This window comes from uncultured Methanobrevibacter sp. (assembly GCF_946184425.1).
In the GTDB taxonomy this organism is placed as follows: Archaea; Methanobacteriota; Methanobacteria; order Methanobacteriales; family Methanobacteriaceae; genus Methanocatella.
In genome coordinates, this window is record NZ_CAMHFP010000044.1 from 1 (window position 1) to 17,895 (window position 17,895).

General features: G+C 30.2%; 18 protein-coding genes. 12 read left to right on the forward strand and 6 right to left on the reverse strand.

Annotation, left to right across the window (positions count from 1 at the left end):
• The first annotated feature begins 433 nt into the window (after window positions 1-433).
• The 4 genes from Q0P94_RS08925 to fwdF all read left to right on the forward strand — a co-directional run bounded on the left by Q0P94_RS08925 (window position 434) and on the right by fwdF (window position 5,242).
• On the forward strand, window positions 434-3,361 hold the full coding sequence (locus tag Q0P94_RS08925; RefSeq protein WP_295115804.1) for a transglutaminase family protein: 2,928 nt from the start codon (window positions 434-436) through the stop codon (window positions 3,359-3,361).
• A 108-nt stretch (window positions 3,362-3,469) separates the two neighbouring features.
• A complete protein-coding gene (locus Q0P94_RS08930; RefSeq protein ID WP_295115806.1) occupies window positions 3,470-3,928 on the forward strand; it encodes a phosphopantetheine adenylyltransferase in 459 nt (152 codons plus the stop codon).
• A gap of 105 nt (window positions 3,929-4,033) precedes the next feature.
• Window positions 4,034-4,225 (forward strand): 4Fe-4S binding protein, encoded by a 192-nt coding sequence (locus Q0P94_RS08935; RefSeq protein WP_295115808.1) that lies wholly within the window; start codon window positions 4,034-4,036, stop codon window positions 4,223-4,225.
• 9 nt (window positions 4,226-4,234) lie between these two features.
• Window positions 4,235-5,242 carry a tungsten-dependent formylmethanofuran dehydrogenase subunit FwdF gene (gene fwdF / locus Q0P94_RS08940; protein WP_295115810.1) on the forward strand — a complete coding sequence of 336 codons (1,008 nt, stop codon included), beginning with the start codon at window positions 4,235-4,237 and terminating at the stop codon, window positions 5,240-5,242.
• A 14-nt stretch (window positions 5,243-5,256) separates the two neighbouring features.
• On the opposite strand, the gene Q0P94_RS08945 is transcribed toward fwdF, so the two are convergent.
• Together Q0P94_RS08945 and Q0P94_RS08950 are read right to left on the reverse strand one after the other, a co-directional pair.
• Window positions 5,257-5,436 (reverse strand): class III signal peptide-containing protein, encoded by a 180-nt coding sequence (locus tag Q0P94_RS08945; RefSeq protein WP_295115811.1) that lies wholly within the window; start codon window positions 5,434-5,436, stop codon window positions 5,257-5,259.
• Window positions 5,429-5,635, reverse strand: coding sequence for a class III signal peptide-containing protein (locus tag Q0P94_RS08950; RefSeq protein WP_295115813.1), 207 nt, complete (start codon window positions 5,633-5,635; stop codon window positions 5,429-5,431). The genes Q0P94_RS08945 and Q0P94_RS08950 overlap by 8 nt, the downstream gene beginning before the upstream one ends.
• A 184-nt stretch (window positions 5,636-5,819) precedes the next feature.
• Here Q0P94_RS08950 and Q0P94_RS08955 point away from each other — a divergent pair, with 184 nt between their 5' ends.
• Both Q0P94_RS08955 and Q0P94_RS08960 read left to right on the forward strand, forming a co-directional pair.
• Window positions 5,820-6,989 carry a hypothetical protein gene (locus Q0P94_RS08955; RefSeq protein ID WP_295115815.1) on the forward strand — a complete coding sequence of 390 codons (1,170 nt, stop codon included), beginning with the start codon at window positions 5,820-5,822 and terminating at the stop codon, window positions 6,987-6,989.
• Window positions 6,989-7,708: a metal-dependent hydrolase gene (locus Q0P94_RS08960; RefSeq protein ID WP_295115817.1), complete on the forward strand. Its 720-nt coding sequence runs from the start codon at window positions 6,989-6,991 to the stop codon at window positions 7,706-7,708. The genes Q0P94_RS08955 and Q0P94_RS08960 overlap by 1 nt, the downstream gene beginning before the upstream one ends.
• Here Q0P94_RS08960 and rqcH read toward each other — a convergent pair.
• Window positions 7,705-9,714: a ribosome rescue protein RqcH gene (rqcH, locus tag Q0P94_RS08965; RefSeq protein ID WP_295115819.1), complete on the reverse strand. Its 2,010-nt coding sequence runs from the start codon at window positions 9,712-9,714 to the stop codon at window positions 7,705-7,707. The two genes, Q0P94_RS08960 and rqcH, sit on opposite strands and share 4 nt — an antisense overlap.
• An 83-nt stretch (window positions 9,715-9,797) precedes the next feature.
• On the opposite strand from rqcH, the gene Q0P94_RS08970 reads away from it, so the two are divergent.
• Complete coding sequence (locus Q0P94_RS08970; RefSeq protein WP_295115821.1) at window positions 9,798-10,070, forward strand: hypothetical protein; 273 nt, start codon at window positions 9,798-9,800, stop codon at window positions 10,068-10,070.
• A 5-nt stretch (window positions 10,071-10,075) separates the two neighbouring features.
• Here Q0P94_RS08970 and Q0P94_RS08975 read toward each other — a convergent pair whose 3' ends face one another.
• A complete protein-coding gene (locus Q0P94_RS08975; protein WP_295115823.1) occupies window positions 10,076-11,893 on the reverse strand; it encodes a DUF2070 family protein in 1,818 nt (605 codons plus the stop codon).
• A gap of 109 nt (window positions 11,894-12,002) precedes the next feature.
• On the opposite strand from Q0P94_RS08975, the gene Q0P94_RS08980 reads away from it, so the two are divergent.
• The 3 genes from Q0P94_RS08980 (at window position 12,003) to Q0P94_RS08990 (ending at window position 14,114) form a co-directional block, all read left to right on the forward strand.
• Window positions 12,003-12,524, forward strand: a complete 522-nt coding sequence (locus tag Q0P94_RS08980; protein ID WP_295115824.1) for a FumA C-terminus/TtdB family hydratase beta subunit — start codon at window positions 12,003-12,005, stop codon at window positions 12,522-12,524.
• Between the two features lie 105 nt (window positions 12,525-12,629).
• Window positions 12,630-12,959 carry a hypothetical protein gene (locus Q0P94_RS08985; protein ID WP_295115826.1) on the forward strand — a complete coding sequence of 110 codons (330 nt, stop codon included), beginning with the start codon at window positions 12,630-12,632 and terminating at the stop codon, window positions 12,957-12,959.
• A complete protein-coding gene (locus Q0P94_RS08990) occupies window positions 12,960-14,114 on the forward strand; it encodes a TIGR03576 family pyridoxal phosphate-dependent enzyme (protein ID WP_295115827.1) in 1,155 nt (384 codons plus the stop codon).
• Here the strand turns inward: Q0P94_RS08990 and Q0P94_RS08995 are convergent.
• Both Q0P94_RS08995 and Q0P94_RS09000 read right to left on the reverse strand, forming a co-directional pair.
• Window positions 14,104-15,021: a biotin--[acetyl-CoA-carboxylase] ligase gene (locus Q0P94_RS08995; protein WP_295115829.1), complete on the reverse strand. Its 918-nt coding sequence runs from the start codon at window positions 15,019-15,021 to the stop codon at window positions 14,104-14,106. The genes Q0P94_RS08990 and Q0P94_RS08995 overlap by 11 nt on opposite strands.
• 16 nt (window positions 15,022-15,037) lie before the next feature.
• On the reverse strand, window positions 15,038-16,531 hold the full coding sequence (locus tag Q0P94_RS09000; RefSeq protein WP_295115830.1) for an acetyl-CoA carboxylase biotin carboxylase subunit: 1,494 nt from the start codon (window positions 16,529-16,531) through the stop codon (window positions 15,038-15,040).
• Window positions 16,532-16,604: 73 nt separating this feature from the next.
• Here Q0P94_RS09000 and Q0P94_RS09005 point away from each other — a divergent pair, with 73 nt between their 5' ends.
• Window positions 16,605-17,234 (forward strand): METTL5 family protein, encoded by a 630-nt coding sequence (locus tag Q0P94_RS09005; protein WP_295115831.1) that lies wholly within the window; start codon window positions 16,605-16,607, stop codon window positions 17,232-17,234.
• A gap of 246 nt (window positions 17,235-17,480) precedes the next feature.
• Window positions 17,481-17,895 (forward strand): putative RNA uridine N3 methyltransferase (locus Q0P94_RS09010; protein ID WP_295115832.1); only part of this gene is annotated, 415 nt, incomplete at its 3' end.

The following is a 17,895-nucleotide window of genomic DNA, read 5'->3' on the forward strand; positions in this document are numbered from 1 at the left end:
ATAGCAAATATTGAACTTAATTTTTTTTAATCAATCAATAATTTTTCTATTTTTTTTATAAAATTGAATAATCTATTTATTTTTTATATAAAAACCCGTTTAATTTAAATTTCATTTTTGATGGCATTGTTTTTTATTTAAATTAAATTTAAGATATGTAATCTTATTATAACTTATTTCAATTAAATTTTTCTTTTATTTCTAATTTCTATATATTTTTAACTTTTTTTTAATGATTTATTCTTTTTTAATTGGTTTTTCACAATTTCAAGTTTTAAAAACATTTATATATGAATAAATTATATAATTTTATCTACTCATTATGAAATACTATATTTTAGTATAATCATATTTTACTATAAAATTTTCGTAATGAGAACCAAGAGGTGGAAAAATTTCGATAAAAAATAAAACATTATTAATATCAATTGTATTGACATTCTTTATTTTATTGGGTGCAGTTAGTGCAGTTGATACAACAAATGTTTCAATTACAGAATATTCAAATTTAGAAGATAATGTTGATTCATTATCTGTACAAAATAAATTAGAAATTTCTAACGAGGATTCTATCTCAGAAACTAATATAGTTAATTCTCATGATGATAATTTAGAAGATTATCCTTCTGATTCTGTTTTATCAAGCAGTTTAAATTCCGATTATGAGGATAATAATGGGACATTAGGAGCTTCCTTCTTGAAGGTTAGTGCTGATGAAAATTCATCTTCAGTAAGCAATAATGATATTCTTTCTGTTTCAGAGGATGATTCTGTAGTTTCAGTAAGTTCTCAAAATTCTGAAATATTGGGTGCCGCTAGTAAAGTGGCTACTAAATTGTCAGTTTCTGACACTACTTATAGTAAATCAGGCACAGTTTTCAAAGTTACTTTAAAGGATAATGCTGGTAAAGCTTTGTATAATCAAAAAGTTTTATTAAAAGTAAACGGCAAACTATTTTCTGCTGTTACTAACAAGAATGGTATTGCTTCAATTAAAGCCAATGCTTTGGCTATTGGATTCTACACTATTTCTTTAACTTATGCTGGTAATTCAAATTATTCAGCTTCTTCTCTTTCAAAGAAAGTTAAAGTATTATCTTCTGTTAAAGGAAGTGATTTGACAAAATATTATGGGTATACTTCCGTTTATCAAGCAACATTTTTAAGAGATGGTGGAGCTTTAGCTAATACTAAAGTTTCATATTCAATTGATGGTAAAACTTATACAAAAAGCACGGATAAGAATGGTGTTTTAAAAGTATCTGTTTATTTAGATGTAGGAACTCATACTATCACATCAACTAATCCGTATTCTAAAGAAAAGTTATCTAATAAGGTTGTTGTTAAAAGAGATTATTCTACACTTACCCATAGTCCTGAAAAAATATATATTTCTCCTAAGACCAGTTATGTTTTTACAGTTGTGTTAAAATCTAAACATAATGTTGATCTTAAGCAAGGAGTTATATACTTTACATATAATAATAAAACCGTAACTGCAACTACTGATGAAGATGGGAAAGCTAGCATTAAAATTCCAGGTCTTTCTAAAGGAACTTATAAAATAAATTATCAGTTCCAGGGAACTAGTATGTTTTATGCTTCTTCAGGAATTTCATATCTGTATGTAACTGATTCAGCATGTAGTATTTCTTCTTCAGTATTGAAAATGTCTTATAATGATGGATCAAAGTTTTCTGCAACTTTAAAAAAATCCAATAAGCCATTAAGCGGTAAGGTTATTAAGTTTTATTTAAATGGTAAAACTTATGCTGCTAAAACTAACAGTAAGGGTGTAGCTCAATTTACTGTTGGCAATCTTAAACCTGGTACATATGCTGTTAAATATTCCTATTCAACATTAGGTTCAAAATATTATGCTGAAGGTTCAAATAAAATTATAGTTTCTAAATTAGCTGCAGTTGTAAATGCAAAACATTTGGTCATGAAATATAATGACGGATCTTCATATAAGGTGACAGTTAAAGATAAATCTGGTAAACTTCTTAAAAATATGCTTGTTAAGTTTACTATTAATGGAAAATCCTATATGCGTAAAACTGATGATAAAGGAGTTGCTAAAATAGCTATTTTGCTTAAAGTAGGTCTTTATCAAATTAAAACTATTTCCGCAAATGCATATTATCAATCAGAACCAGTAACTATGAAAGTATTAGTAAATGGAACAAAATTTATTGCTAATCAACTTTATGTATCAGTAGGTAAGAGTGTTTCTTATTCAATTAAAGCTATTGATGGTTTGAATCACACTATTAAAAAGGCTAAAGTTACTTTCACTGTTGATAAGAAAAATTATCATGTTATTACTAATAATTATGGTATAGCTAAAGTGAATTTGGGCAAATTGTCCAAGGGAGACCATAAAATTAGATTTGCTCTTCAATCAACAGTAGGTACATCAACAATTCATGTTGTAAATAAAGTTACATTAAAACAAATTATTGCAGCATCAAAATATGTTAAAAATTACATTGAAGATAATGAAAAATTACCTTCCAAAATTAAAATAGGTAGTTTATATTATTCTAATGCAGATTTCTTATATTTAGTTTCAAAAGCTATAATTAATTTGAAATCTGGAAGTAAAGCGGATATATCTGTTTTAAAAGTTTCTAAACCTGTAAAAGCAGGTGCCGCTGTGAATAAAAATGATTTATATGATTATCTCTCTGTAGCTAAAAGTTTAGTAAAAACTGCAGAATCTAAAGGGGTCATGCCTAATTCTGTTAGTTCAAAAGTAGGATCTATTGGTTATAATGGTATTGTTTATGCATTGGCAAGGGTTGTTGCTTTTTACGGCGATAATAATATAATGCCTGCTTATACTGCTATCAAATCGTTATCTGAATCAACTACTAGTAAGTTAAATTCTAAGAATACCATTTCTAATTTAGCACCATACTTGGCTGCTTCTGCAAATTGTCAAGTTAATAATGCTAAAATTAAGAATTTAGCTACTAAATTGACTAAAAGTTTAACATCTGATAAAGCAAAAGCTAGAGCAATCTTTAATTATGTTAGGGATACAATTTCATATAGTTTCTATTATGATACTAGATATGGTGCTGTAGGTACTTTAAATGCTGGAACTGGAAATTGTGTGGACCATGCGCACTTGGTTGTTGCATTGTCTAGGGCAGCAGGTCTTCCAGCTAGATATGTGCATGGAACTTGTACATTCTCTAGTGCAACTTATGGTCACGTATGGGCGCAAGTATTAATCGGAAATACTTGGACAGTCTGTGATGCAACTAGTACTAGAAACTCGTTAGGAAATGTAGTTAATTGGAATGCAAATACTTACTCTCTTCACGGATATTATGTAAGTCTTGATTTCTGATTTCTACTTTATTTTTTTTATTTTTTTTTTTAAATTCTTATTTTTTTATAGCTAATAATTTATAATAGTTTTAATAAAGATTTAATTACAATCTAATGGAACAATATTATGAATTCTAAAAATTATTCAAAAGTGGCTGTTGGTGGGACTTTTGATAAATTCCATGATGGTCATAAAAAATTGTTATCAACTGCTTTTGAAATTGGGGACAGGGTTGAAATTGGTGTTACTTCTGATGCTTTTGGAGGATTAAAAGGTAATATTGATTCCTGTGAGGAAAGAATGAAAAACCTTAAAATATTTTTCTCAGATAAATCTAATTTTACTGTAGTTCCTTTGGAGGATCCTTATGGCACAACAATTTATGATGAGGATTTTGAAGCTATTGTTGTTAGTGCTGAGACTGAACCCACAGCAGTTAAAATTAATGAGATTAGAATGTCAAAAGGCATGCGACCTATTGATATTGTTGTTGTTAGTTTTGTATTGGCTTATGATGGAAATCCAATATCTTCAACTCGAATTAGGAGTGGGGAAATAAATAAAAATGGAAATTACATAAAATAGTCAAAAAATAATCGATATGTTTATATATTCATTTCGTGATATATTTAATTAACATATAAATTATTTTTTTATAATTTTAATATGTGAATTATTTGAGGTGGTTATATGGCAGTAAAAATAGATTCTGATGTATGTGGACATATTCAAGATTGTCCTGTACAAGGATTATGTATTAAACTTTGTGAACAAGGTGCAATTATCGAAGAGGACGGGGACGTTAAAATAGTTCCTGAAAATTGTGATGATTGTGACCTTTGTATACAAAATTGCCCAAATCAAGCTATTTCTAAAGCATGAGGTTTTTTCATGTTTTCTATAGAGCGTAAGGGTGAAGAACATCGTAAGTTATCTTATGATGATGTAAATTGTGTTGGTTGTGGAATTTGTGTGGATACTTGTCCAACTTCTTCTTTAAGATTAGGGCCTTTAGTTCCTATTGCAAGAGGGTTAATTGAAATGGATTTGGTTTCTGTTAGTGATTCATGTGTATTCTGTGGATTATGTTCAATTGCCTGTCCATTTGATTCATTATCCTTGACAATTGATGGCGAAAATATTAAGGATATAAAGTCCTATCCTTCTTGGGAAGTTCAATCAGTTATTGATGATGAAGAGTGTATATATTGTGGAAGATGTAAATCTATCTGTCCAAGGGATTCAATTTTATTTAAAAGAAAACTTCCTGAAATTTCCACTTTGGTTCGTGGTGAGATTAGTTTTGATCAAGATAAATGTATCTATTGTTCTTTTTGTGCAGATTTATGTCCTGCTGAAGCAATTATTCTTAATAATATTCCCACATCCAGTGTCGACATGTTAAATAATTCTATTGAAGTGGATACTTCGAAATGTGTGTTCTGTGGTGTATGCAAAAGAGTTTGCCCAGAGGATGCCATTAGAGAAATTTGTTCAACATGTATGTTGCGTGATGAAATTGAAGTTCCAGAAATTACAGGTGAAGCATTTATTATTGAAGATTCCTGTGTTAACTGTGCATGGTGTTCTGAAATTTGCCCTGTCGATGCAATCACAGTTACTAAACCATTTGAAGGTACTCTTGAATTGGTGGAAACTGAAGAAAAAATTTGTAAAGGCGACTCTTGTCACGCTTGTTTTGATGTTTGCCCATGTAATGCGGTAGAAATTGTTGATGGAAAATCTGTTACTAATTTAGATTTCTGTAATTTATGCGGCGCATGTGTAACCGCATGTCCGCAGGATATTAGAGTATTATCCAGAACTTCTATGAATTTGGTTAATATAAATTCAGATTCCTGGGCTGAAATTTTAAATTCGTTAATTGGTGGAAAATAGGGTTTCCCCTATTTTCAAATTTTATTTATTAAAAAGTCTCTTTCTTGTTTTAACAATTCTTTAATGTTATTCTGTGTTTTTTCAGTTATATTTGAAATATAACTGGCTATTAGAAGTATTATCACTATTAATCCTCCAATTATTAGGATTAATTCAGCACTTCCTTGTCCTTTATTGTCTATTTTTCTATACATGGGTTCTATTATCCAATATTGTGTTTCTGACATCAATTATATCGTCTTTTGCTTTCAAACTTCGGTCACTGGTTTCCATATATGATCTATAAATTGTTAGTGCAAGTAATGCAATAACAATCACTCCGCCGAATAATAAAATATATTCTGCGGCTCCTTGTCCTGAATTTTCATTTATGAGTGTTTTCATTTTTTTCATATTTTCACCAGTTATACTTATGGAATTTTAGCATATATTAATATTACTATTTTTTAAAAAAGTATTACTGTATAATTTTTTTCATTGTTTTTTTCCTATTTTTTCCATTAGGTTTATTAATAGTGTTGTAGATAAAATATAATTAGTTAAATATAGAGTGATTAAAATTGATAAGGGTGAAATCGTGGGAAATACATTAAAATTAGTTTCAGGTTTTATTTTATTTGTAATAGGTATTCTCATAGCATATGAGACTAGTGTATATAATTTATTAGATATTTTATTAATTGTTGGTTTTATCATAGCAATTGTTGGAATCATTATGATTATTAGTTATTTTGTAGATTCCAATGCTGATAGGACTACAAATGCAATTAAAGAATTTATAACTTCTAATGAATCTAATTTTCATTCTTTAAATAGATTTGAAAAAAAATCTGATAAACCTAATCAACCATTACATGTTCGAAGAGAATTTAATGAATATGATGATACTGATTATGATGAATTAGTGCTTGATGATTATGAAGAATCTTCTTCTGGTGATTATTATGATGATTCTTATGAAAATAATCCAAAAGCTGTTTTAAACGTCGTTCGAGGAGGTGAACGAGAAGATGTTAATTTTGATAGGCAACTTCAATTCACCCCAAGATATGATAAACCTATTAAAGTTACTAGAGTTCCTAAAAAACGTGAAGAAGACTATTTTATAAGAGATGCACCCGAATTCATTGTTGAAACAGATAAGTCTGAAGAAATTAAAAAAGCTTTATCTCAAGAAGCACCTGTTGAAGATATAATTGTTGAACATCCAGAACCTGTTACTCAAGATATCGGTGAGCCTAGAGATATTAAAATCGATATTAACAATCCAAGCAGTCTTCCAGTTCCTAAATCTCTCCAAAGTTATGTAATTTATAATGATGGTTTAATGTCTTCTCAAGATGCTTTTGACCAATTGGCGGTTAATGTTAATAAGGAAATAATGTTGGAAATTCCTTCATTGAATGATTTATCAGACAGATTTTTATCTCATGTTCCAACTATTTATTCCAGGGTCATTATTGATGAATTTGATGTTTCAGACATGTCATACATGTTTTTAATATCCTCACTTTTAAAACAAGGTGTGCATATCAGAACTGTTCCTAAAGTACATACTGTTAATTTAATCACAGACGATTCACACGCAATGATTATCTCAGATGGTCCTGATGGTTTAGAATATGGTGCTATTTATGAAGATAGAAATTCCATTTCAGATATTAGATCCGACTTTGAAAAAACTTGGGATATTGCATCTACTTTAGATGAATCTGTTGTTATGAATACTGTTGGGGGAGTTGTATAATGGAAATAAGATGGTTAGGACATTCCGCTTTTGAAATAATTAGTGATGATAATGTAAAAATATTAATTGACCCCTTTATTAGTAATAATCCTGCTTGCCAAGTGCCTGTTGAAGATTTAAATCCGGATATTATTCTTCTCACTCACGGTCATTCAGACCATTTTGGTGATGCATTGGAGATTTCTAATAGTACTAATGCCCCTATTGCATGTATTCACGAAATTTCACTCTTTTTAGCAAAACAGGGTATTAGAAATATTAGTGTTAATATAGGTGGTTCTTTTATTTTTAGAAATATCAAATTTACAATGCTTGAAGCTAAACACTCTTCTGATATTGATATGGTGGAAGAAATTGTTCCTGGTGGAACTGCCGCAAGTTTTTTAATAACTTTCGAAGATGGTACTAAAATATTCCATGCTGGGGACACTGGATTATTTGGAGATATGAAAACAATTATTGGAGAAATATACAAACCTGATGTTGTATTAGTTCCTATTGGAGATAAATTTACTATGGGTCCTTTTGAAGCAGCATTAGCTTCAATGTGGTTAAATCCTAAAGTGGTTATTCCAATGCATTACAATACATTTCCTCCAATAGAACAGGACCCTGCAATTTTCGCTAATTTTGTTAGTCAGTTCAATCCTAACATTGATGTAGTGGTCATGAATCCGGATGAATATTTTGAATTTAATCCTGAAGATTATCAGGGTTAATTTTTTTCATATTTTTTTCTTTGATGATATTCTTCATCAATGTCGCATTTTCCTGATGGTAATACTCTTATAATATCATCAAGGGTAAGTATCTCATCTTCATTTATTTTATGCATTATTTTTTTGGCAATTGCTTCTTTTTTTGTAAAACCTGGTTTTAACACAATAAAATTTTCGCTATGTTTCTCTAAAGATTCTATAGGTCCTGCCATGATTCTTTTTCCTTCATAATCAACGATTCCCACAGCTAATTTTACTCTTGCTCCCCTAATATAATTACGGTGTCCTCTTATTACAAATGATCCTTTTGATAAAAATTCTCCAGCTTCGGGTGTTTTTGAAACTTGGTCCGGATAGACCCAAAACACATCTTGTGATGTGAAACCCATTGACCAAGCAGATGAAAATGATGCTGCAAACTCGCCAGATTCTTTAAGGAGATTATCATTTACTTCTTTTCCATTTAATTTTATAGCAATTGATGATGCCCCATGTATATCTGCATGTAAATAAATATCATTTGTATCTAAATATTTTTTAACAATACTTTCATTACTGTTAGCATCCCTACCACCAACTACAAGGGTGCCGTCAGAACTGATGAACCATCTTAATTTTTCATACCATTTGAGATTTTTCTTTATTCTCTTTTTTGGAACGGAAATATTTTCCATTGCTATGTCTTTTTTAGCCTTCATTTTTTCGAGTTGCTTTTTAGTATTTTCTATAGCTATTAAAGCACCTTTTGTTTTTCTTTTAGCTTTTTTAGATTTTTCATAATAATTTTCAGCATTTTCCGGGATTGTTAACTTTGGATTTATATTTATAGTTGTGTCATCTATTTTTAATGTTAAAATGCCTAAGGGATCAATGGATTCATAGGTTTGAGCTTCTTCCATACCTTCCTTTTTAGCTTTTTTAAGTGTTTTTCCAATTTCTTTAAAAGAGTAGTCTTTAGTTCTTGCTGTGTTTACAACATTTATCATATTTTCAATGATGGTGTAATTAGAATAGATTAATTCTCCTTTATATGTACTTTCACTTATTGTTTCTTCAAAATTATCAAGTGTTTCTTGCTGTAACTTTAATCTTTTTTCAAATTTGCCTACTTTTTTATTCCATGCTTTTTCTTTAATCTGTTTTATGTCTGTGTTTACTTTTTTTGAATAGAATTCATCACATGCTTCATTGAAATTTTTATAGTAAGTTTTCTCATAATCCTCGTATTTTATTAAATCAAGAGGTACTACATCTTCTTTCCCATCCTTTTTAACAATTTGAGGTTTTGATGATTCATTTTTCAGGTTATCAAATAAATTTTTAAGGCCTTCATATAATGCGGAATATTGTTCTTCAGTGATTTCTGTGTTTTGAGTGTTCTTATCAATTTCAATTATTTTATTTGCTCTCACGATTACTTCTTCGGCATATAAACTTCCAAGCCCATTTCTTGCAAGTGTTCTTACGATATCACTGTCGTCGTTATTTTTAAATAATTCTTTAAATTCTTCTTCATTGATAATAATCGGATTCATTCCTCTTTCTTCGGGGAAAACATACTCTCTTTTAGAACTTATGTCTCTGGAGCTCAGTTGTTTTCGTTTAAGGGGTAATATGATATTGTTTTCATCATCTAAAAGAATAATATTCCCTTTATCAAATAATTCTACAATTATTGTATAATATTTGTCTTTTTTAACTTTGATTTCAACTACTCTATCAAAATTGTGTTGTTTTATACTTTCAACATGTGCTCCCTTGATCCTTTTTCTCAGCAACATTGGAAATGTTGGTGGGGTAGTTGGATTTTCAAGTGGATATTGGCTAGTATGTATTCTTGAACCGCATTGCATCACTAAATCAATTCTACCGGTTCCTGGAACGTGAAATCGCATTACAACTATGTCTTTTGTTGGTTGGAATGATTTATCTACTCTAGCACCACTTAATAAATTATTCAATTCATCACTTATTGTATAAATGTCTACATTGGACATTGGTTTCATAGTAAACACCTTTTTTCAATCAATACTTTAATATATTATAATTACTAAAATTATATTAATATATCTAATTAAGGAGGATATCAATGGACACAACTATTAAGGTTACAAGTATTCATATTATTTCAGGTCTTGTTGCAGCTTTAATTTCAACCGGTTTGACTGTGGGTTGGTTTGGATTTAAAAATGAAATCTTTGCAGGTTTAATTGCATTAATCATATTATATTTCATTGGCCAATTATCTCAAAAAATTGCCGGAGATGAAATTTCTGGATTTTCCCAATGGTTATGGGATGGAATTTCCCCATTCTTTTTCACATGGGTTATTTCATATACATTGTTTGTAATGTATTTATAATTTAATTAAAACTTTCCAAAGAATATCCAAATAAATGCTATTATTAATGAAGTTATTAATAAAACTGGAGCTATAATTTTACTTACCGCAACAACTGAACTGATTGTAGAGATTAGTTCAGTTGAATTATTTGGACCGAATGTTTTAAGGCCTATTATTTTTTCTGTTCCAGTACCAACTTCAACTTTTTCTAAATCTTTTATTGCTTCTTTTATACTTGTTCTAACATATTTGATAATTTCAGACCTTTTAGAGATGCCTACAGGATTATAACCTCTTGAAAGTGTATTGACAGTATGTGTGTCAGTAGTCATTACTTCTATTTCATCAATTTCTAAATCATTTACTGCTTCCATAATTTCTTGTCTAAATCCTACTTCCATATTGTTTGAGTCAAATAGGACATAAGCTGTTCTCTGATTGTCAACTTCTATAATCATGGTTTTCAAACCACTTTCTCCAATTCCTTCCTGTTTGTCAAGGGTTTGCATTGTAGTTTGCCAGCATCCTATTTTCAAATCGCTTTTTGATTGATTATTATCAATTTTATCTATAACTTCAATTAAATGGAATACTTCTGCATTTCCAGGTAATACTTCTCCACTTTCGGGAGCAAATGAATTGTGACAATCTACAATTATGGAATCTTCAACGTTGCATTTGCTTCTACTTTGAGCCATCATTGTCAGTCCGACTCCAAATTCAATATCATCACTGCCTTCAGGTGCAAATGTGGATAATATTACCATTCCATCATTGAAAAATTGAACTCCAATATTTGCTTTTTGAGCATTATATCTTACAAATTTACTTGCATTAGGACTATATTTTACTTTATTTAATCCTCGTTTCACTGCATGTTCAATTTTATCAATTTCTGAAACAGCAATCGGATTGAAATCGTGTGTGGAAGGGCCATGAGCGACCATGGTAAAGTAATCAAATCGGTTTGCAAGAATTGTAGGCATATTTGATCCTCCAAGGTCTCCAAGAGGACCTGGGTGGACTGATGGTGAAATAAATAATGCTTTTATTCCATTTTCAGTTTTAAAACTAACAAATGTAACTACTGTGTCTATAGCTTCACTCATATTTTCAAATAGTCCTTCGAGTGAATTTGAACCTTCGTTCAAATGTGCAATGAATAGGCTTAATAAATCTAAAACACCAATCCCCAGATTTTTCTTGAAAGGTGATGCAATAATTGTAATAAATGCATAAATTGCTAAAACGAATATTGTTCCTGCAATCAATGCTTTTAATGTAATTTGAATTATAATAGGTCCTAAAAAACTTGTGTCAATTACTAAAAATGTTACTAAGATATACATTGCTATTATTAGTATGGGCTGAATTAATCCGGTAATAACTGCTTTTGTAAACCTGATTTTTGAAGTTGCCCAAAATACCAAAGTATTAAAACCATAAATCAAAACACATCCGAATAACAGTGTGTTTAAGAATACATCAAGATTCAAAATCCTAGATATTATTCCTCCAATGATCAGTATAATACATAATATAGTCATGGAAAGGGCAGACAAACACATTGAATGTTTTATTTTCAGATTTATTCCGTCTAATACACTTATAACCTGCTGATTAATGGCACCACTCATTATGGAAGTAATACCAACAATCATTAAAAAATAAATCGCACCATAGAAAACTTCTTCTAAAGCAGAATATGATACGTAATCTATCAAAAAGTAAAACATTCCACTTAACATGCTTACTATTATCATTCCTATGATTGAATATTTTGTTTTTGGCAGGGTTTTGATATATTTGGACAATCCTGCAACATTACTCATACTTGACATAATTTTTCCCTATTGATTTTTTAACCATTAATTTTATTAAAGCTAAAAAGTTATATAATCATAGATTTGTATTATTAATAAATATATTTTTACTTGTAAAGGTGAAGAAATGGAAAGAAAATTAAATGTTCCAATTAAAGATGAAAAGTTAAATGAGTTAAAAGCAGGTGATGTGGTTTATTTAACTGGAAATATTTTAACCGCTCGTGACCAAGCACATAAGAGACTTCTAGAAAAAGGAGCGCCATTAGATATTGATGGTGCTGTTCTGTTCCATGCAGGTCCTATTATCACTGAAAAAGATGGTAAATATGAAATGGTGGCAATTGGACCAACAACCTCCATGAGAATGAATCCATATCAAAGTGATGTTTTGGATATGGGTCCAAAAATTATCATAGGAAAAGGAGGAATGGACGATACTGTAAGGGAAGCATTAATCAGAAACAATGCTTTATATGTTGTAGCTACTGGAGGATGCGCTGCATTATATGTTGATGCTGTTGAAAAAATTGAAAGTGTTGACTGGTTAGATTTGGGAATGCCTGAGGCAATGTGGAATTTAAAAGTGAAAGATTTTGGACCACTTATTGTTGCAATGGATAGTGAAGGAAATAGTTTATATGATTAATTTTTTTACAAATTTATAAGCAATGCTTATATATAATTTTATGTATAGTATATTTAATTTACTTTAATTTACTAATATTATGGAGATTGAATTAGAAGTGATATTATGGCTGATATTAAAGAAACTGCAGAAAAAAAATTGAAATCAAGAATGGCTAAAATTAGAAAATGTAATAGGGAACCTGAAGAAAAAGAAAAATTTTCTCAAAAATTCGGTACTTCTTTTGAAATAGAATTCCAAAATAAAAACCCTGATAAACTTACTGATGGTATAACTATTTTCACAAGTCCTGAAGGTAAAGTTTTATTCGCTGAATATTATTATCAAATCCCCGAAAATGAAGAATACACTTCAGTTGACATAACTGAAAAACAATTAAAAGCAATTATTGAATTCTTTGATGATTATAAATTACAGTTAGATGATTCTGATTAGATGATAGTTAATAACTCTTTAGATGAAGTTAAAAAGAGAGATAACGCTCTTTCAATTATCAGAAATGCTGTTGAAAATGAGGGACGTTCATCTTTATTTGATTTGACTGGTTTGTCTGGCGGTTTTATTGCAAATCATTCTGAGCTTAGTTTATTAGAAACATATGTTGGTCCGGCTATTTTTGAAGAAAACCTTCAAGAAGTTGGGATAAATCATATGGGTGGAGATAAAGTTATTCCTTTAAATAGAACTTCTTCAGGAATACTCGCCACTATTTTAGCCCTTGTCAATGAGGGTTCTAATGTTGTCCATTATCTTGCTGAATTGCCTGCTCATCCTTCCATTCCTAGAAGTTGTGAGTTAGTTGGTGCAAATTATTATGAAACTGATAAGTTTGAAGATTTCTCGATTCCACCTAATACTTCATTGGTTGTAGTTACAGGATCTACTATGGATCATAAGGTAATTGACGAATCAGAATTTAAAAAAGTAATTGAAATGGCTCATGAGAAAGACATTCCTGTCATGGTTGATGATGCATCTGGTGCACGATTAAGAACAGTCATTTTTAATCAAGCTAAAGCTTGCGATTTAGGTGCAGATATAGCTATTACAAGCACTGATAAGTTAATGCCTGGTCCTAGAGGTGGTTTAATGGCAGGTCGTGAGGATTTAATTGATAAAATCAAAGTTAAAGTTAATCAATTCGGTCTTGAAGCACAACCTCCTGCTGTTCTTGCAATGTTAAACGGTATTAAAAACTTCAGTAAAGATGATTTAATAAGAGGTTTTGAAAGAAAAGAAGAATTATTTGACTTATTGAATAAGAATTTTGATAATTTTGAAAAAACACCTACTGGGGTAATGATTTCTCCTAAAGGTTTATCTCAAGAAATTAATGTTAAGCATAATTTATCTGATAATGATTTGGCATTTGTGTTTTCTTTTATTTTATTAAGGGACTATGGAATAATTACTATTCCTCCAGTTTCAATGCCTGGAGCATCTACAACAATACGGTTTGATTTATCAACACAAGATGCTTTTAAATTAAATTTAAACGATTTAAATAAAAAAATAGAATCTTCATTTAAAAAACTACAAGATGTTGTTTCAAATGAAGATGAATGTAGGGAGATTGTATTTAGTTTTTAATTATACATTCTCCAGAAATTACTTTTACTAAGGTTCCATCAATTTTTTCCACAACTAGTGCTCCTTCCTTTCCGATACCTAAAACATAAGCATCGTAGTAAGTATTGAAAGGTTCTCTTACTTCAACAATTTTTCCGATTGAGTATGAACGTTTTCTCCATTCTTTTAGGATATCTTCATATCCTTCATTGTTGAATTGTTCGCTAATTTTCTCAAATTCTTCTAAGAATATTTTTATTAATAGATTTTCGTTTCCTTCTCTATTGAGTTCTTCTTTAAGTGTTGTTGTTCCTTCTTGTAATTCTTCAGGGAATTGGTCAACATCTAAGTTAGCGTCGATTCCAACTCCAACAATAACACTTTCGATTGTGTTAAATTTAGCTACTGCTTCTGTCAATATTCCACAGACTTTTTTACCATTTATCATAATGTCATTTGGCCATTTGATTTCAGTATTTTCAACACCTATTTCTTCAAGGGTTTTTGCAACTGCCACTCCGGTAGCTAGTGTAATTAAAGGTAATTTGGAATGTTCCACATTTGGATGCAATATAATTGATAACCATACACCACCTAATGGTGATTCCCATTGTTTTCCAGACCTTCCTTTAGCTCCTGTCTGTTTTTCGGAGATAATTACAGTTCCATTTTCAACATCGTTTAAAGATAAAAATTTAGCAAGAGTATTGGTTGATGATACTTCCTTGTATACATACAGGTTTTGACCAACATACTCTGTGTTTAAATCTTTTGAAATTTCGGAAGCTTTAATGTATTCAGTATCGCTTTTTCCTATTTCTTTAACAATATTTGAAAAATCATTTAAATCGATGTTGTGGATTTCATTTAATGTTTCTTCAGAAACTTTTTTTTCTTTTTTTAATAAGTTTACAATTTCTTTTTGCATTTAATAATCTCCAAATCTATTTTTTTTGCATTTTCTGATTTCTCACTGCATTTTGATATGAACCAACAGCTGCTGAAATGGCAGCTATTTTCTTACCTGGCATAAATGTGGATTTTAATTTGTTTACAATTTCTGCATCTTCTAATATCACATTTTCCATTTCCTTGTCTATACCTTTTTTGTGTTGGTCAATAAAGTGTGTATTTAAATCTCCTGAAATAAAATTAGGATTTCTTAAAATAGCTTTATGGAATGGAATAGTTGTTTTTACACCTAATATGATGTATTCACTTAATGCTCTTTTCATTCTATTAATTGCATCATTTCTATTTCTACCATATGTAATTAATTTTGAAATCATGGAGTCATAAAATGTTGGAATTGTATAATTCATGTATACTCCACTGTCTAAACGCACACCAGGTCCTCCAGGAGATCTATATCCTGTGATTTTTCCAGGATTAGGTGCAAAATCATTAAGAGGATCTTCTGCATTAATACGGCATTCAATAGCATGTCCGGTCACTTGTATGTCATTTTGTGAGTAACTTAACTCTTCACCGGCGGCCACTTTAATTTGTTCTTTGATTAAATCGGTATTTGTCACAAGTTCAGTAATAGGGTGTTCCACTTGTATACGAGTATTCATTTCAAGGAAGTAATAATTTCCACCATCATATAAGAATTCAACAGTACCTGCACTTGTATATCCTATGTATTCTGCAGCTTTAACTGCACTGCCTCCCATTTCTTCCCTTAATTCGTCAGTCATAATAGGGGATGGTGCTTCTTCAAGAAGTTTTTGATGTCTTCTTTGAATGGAACATTCCCTGTCAGCTACATGAATTACATTTCCATGTTCATCAGCTAAGAGTTGGAATTCAATGTGGCGAGGTTTTTCAAGGTATTTTTCTATAAATACGGTTGAATCACCAAAGTTGGTGGATGCTACAGATTGTGTTGATTCAATTGCACGCACTAGTTCATCTTCTTCATAAACTGCACGCATTCCAATTCCTCCACCGCCTGCAGAAGCTTTGACAATAACTGGATAACCTATTTGGGCAGCAATTTCTTTTGCTTCTTCAATATCAGTTACTCCTTCAGGTGTACCTTCAATTACAGGGACTCCTGCTTTTTTCATTAGGGCTTTGGATGTAATTTTATCTCCCATTTTATGAATTACGTCTCCGTTTGGTCCTATAAGTTTGATTCCATTTTTTTCACATTCTTCTCCAAATTTAGGGTTTTCAGCTAAAAACCCATAACCTGGGTGTATTGCATCAGCACCTGAGTCCAATGCAATGTTTATAATTTTTTCAATATTTAAATAAGATTTTGCTGGTGAGGGATTGCCTAAAGGATAACTTTCATCAGCATAGTTTGTATAAAGAGAAGTTTTATCCGCATCGGAATAAATAGCTACACTTTCTATGTCAAGTTCACGACAAGCACGCATAACTCTTATTGCGATTTCTCCCCTATTTGCGATTAATACTTTTTCAAACATATGAAACCTCAAAGTAATTTTTTTTATTAATAATATAATTATATAAAATATAATAATTAAATATGTTGATTAGATGAAAAAAATTACCCGTAAAAAACATTTAGAAATGAGACTTCAAAATATCCCCTCTCATCCTAAACCCAAAGTGCATCTTGAACAGTATACTACGCCTTCAATTATTGCAGCAGACTTGATGTGGAATGCCTTTTCATTAGGTGATATTGAGGATAAAAATTTCTGTGATTTGGGATGTGGAACGGGGATGTTTGCAATTGCTTCTGCATTGATGGGTGCAAATTTATCTGTTGGTGTAGATATTGATGAGGATTCTATTGAGTTGGCAAAGGATGTTGCAAGTAAATTAAATATTGATAATTTAAATTTCATTCATAAAGATATCCTTGAATTTAATTGTTCATCTAATTTAAATACTATTTTTCAAAATCCTCCATTCGGATCTCAAAAAAAAGCTGAAAGGGGTCGGGATTTAAAATTCGTAAAAAAGGCTATTGAATTAGAACCTGATGTATTATATTCTTTTCATATGGCTTCCAGTGAAGAATTTTTATTAAATTACTATGAAGAAAATAAGTTAAATGTAACTCATGTATTCAGATATAATTTTCCAATTCCTAAGATTTATGATTTTCATACAAAAGAAAATCAGTATATACGCGTTATTGTATTGAGAGCAACATTCTAATAATTTATAAATTTTATAATGCTGTTATTTTTCCATATTTTTTCTCTAAAAAACAATACCTTTATATACTGGTTTGTATATACTTTATATTAATATATTCTCTGAGTATAAAAAAGTTGGTAGCATAAAAAGAAGCTACGGATATTATAATTGATATAATATTTTTGTAAATGTGTAAGTCTATTAGTGATAGCTATATAAATGTAGGGTAATCTTTATATACTTGGGTTTATATAATTAAAACTAATGTATAAAGATGAGCTATCTATATTTATTCCAAACTCATTTCTTTCTGAGTCTAAAGATCTTAAAATTCGTACTTATAAAGTAGGGATATTAGGTAGAGCTTTAGCGATTTTTCAAGCAGATAATGTTGTTATTTATAATGATGACAATGTTAAAAATGAAGATGGAGAGAATGATGGAAGGTTTATTGCTGAAGTTTTGAGTTATATGAATACTCCTCAATATTTGAGGAAGAAAGCATTTCCTATAAAGGCAGAACTAAAGCATGTTGGTATTCTTCCACCTCTTAGAACTCCTCATCATCCTGTTAATAGTCAACCAGACGTGGGTGATTATAGACAAGGTTTCACTGTTAAAAGGAATAAGAAAGGAACTTTTGTTGATATAGGTATGGATAAACTTGCATTCTGTAAAG

What these genes read in the sequence shown, in the direction of transcription:
- Q0P94_RS08930 (WP_295115806.1), top strand. Translation starts at nt 3,470, where the DNA reads ATGAATTCTAAAAATTATTCAAAAGTGGCTGTTGGTGGGACTTTTGAT.
- Q0P94_RS08935 (WP_295115808.1), top strand. Translation starts at nt 4,034, where the DNA reads ATGGCAGTAAAAATAGATTCTGATGTATGTGGACATATTCAAGATTGT.
- fwdF (WP_295115810.1), top strand. Translation starts at nt 4,235, where the DNA reads ATGTTTTCTATAGAGCGTAAGGGTGAAGAACATCGTAAGTTATCTTAT.
- Q0P94_RS08945 (WP_295115811.1), bottom strand. Translation starts at nt 5,436, where the DNA reads ATGTATAGAAAAATAGACAATAAAGGACAAGGAAGTGCTGAATTAATC.
- Q0P94_RS08950 (WP_295115813.1), bottom strand. Translation starts at nt 5,635, where the DNA reads ATGAAAAAAATGAAAACACTCATAAATGAAAATTCAGGACAAGGAGCC.
- Q0P94_RS08960 (WP_295115817.1), top strand. Translation starts at nt 6,989, where the DNA reads ATGGAAATAAGATGGTTAGGACATTCCGCTTTTGAAATAATTAGTGAT.
- rqcH (WP_295115819.1), bottom strand. Translation starts at nt 9,714, where the DNA reads ATGAAACCAATGTCCAATGTAGACATTTATACAATAAGTGATGAATTG.
- Q0P94_RS08970 (WP_295115821.1), top strand. Translation starts at nt 9,798, where the DNA reads ATGGACACAACTATTAAGGTTACAAGTATTCATATTATTTCAGGTCTT.
- Q0P94_RS08975 (WP_295115823.1), bottom strand. Translation starts at nt 11,893, where the DNA reads ATGTCAAGTATGAGTAATGTTGCAGGATTGTCCAAATATATCAAAACC.
- Q0P94_RS08980 (WP_295115824.1), top strand. Translation starts at nt 12,003, where the DNA reads ATGGAAAGAAAATTAAATGTTCCAATTAAAGATGAAAAGTTAAATGAG.
- Q0P94_RS08985 (WP_295115826.1), top strand. Translation starts at nt 12,630, where the DNA reads ATGGCTGATATTAAAGAAACTGCAGAAAAAAAATTGAAATCAAGAATG.
- Q0P94_RS08990 (WP_295115827.1), top strand. Translation starts at nt 12,960, where the DNA reads ATGATAGTTAATAACTCTTTAGATGAAGTTAAAAAGAGAGATAACGCT.
- Q0P94_RS08995 (WP_295115829.1), bottom strand. Translation starts at nt 15,021, where the DNA reads ATGCAAAAAGAAATTGTAAACTTATTAAAAAAAGAAAAAAAAGTTTCT.
- Q0P94_RS09000 (WP_295115830.1), bottom strand. Translation starts at nt 16,531, where the DNA reads ATGTTTGAAAAAGTATTAATCGCAAATAGGGGAGAAATCGCAATAAGA.
- Q0P94_RS09005 (WP_295115831.1), top strand. Translation starts at nt 16,605, where the DNA reads ATGAAAAAAATTACCCGTAAAAAACATTTAGAAATGAGACTTCAAAAT.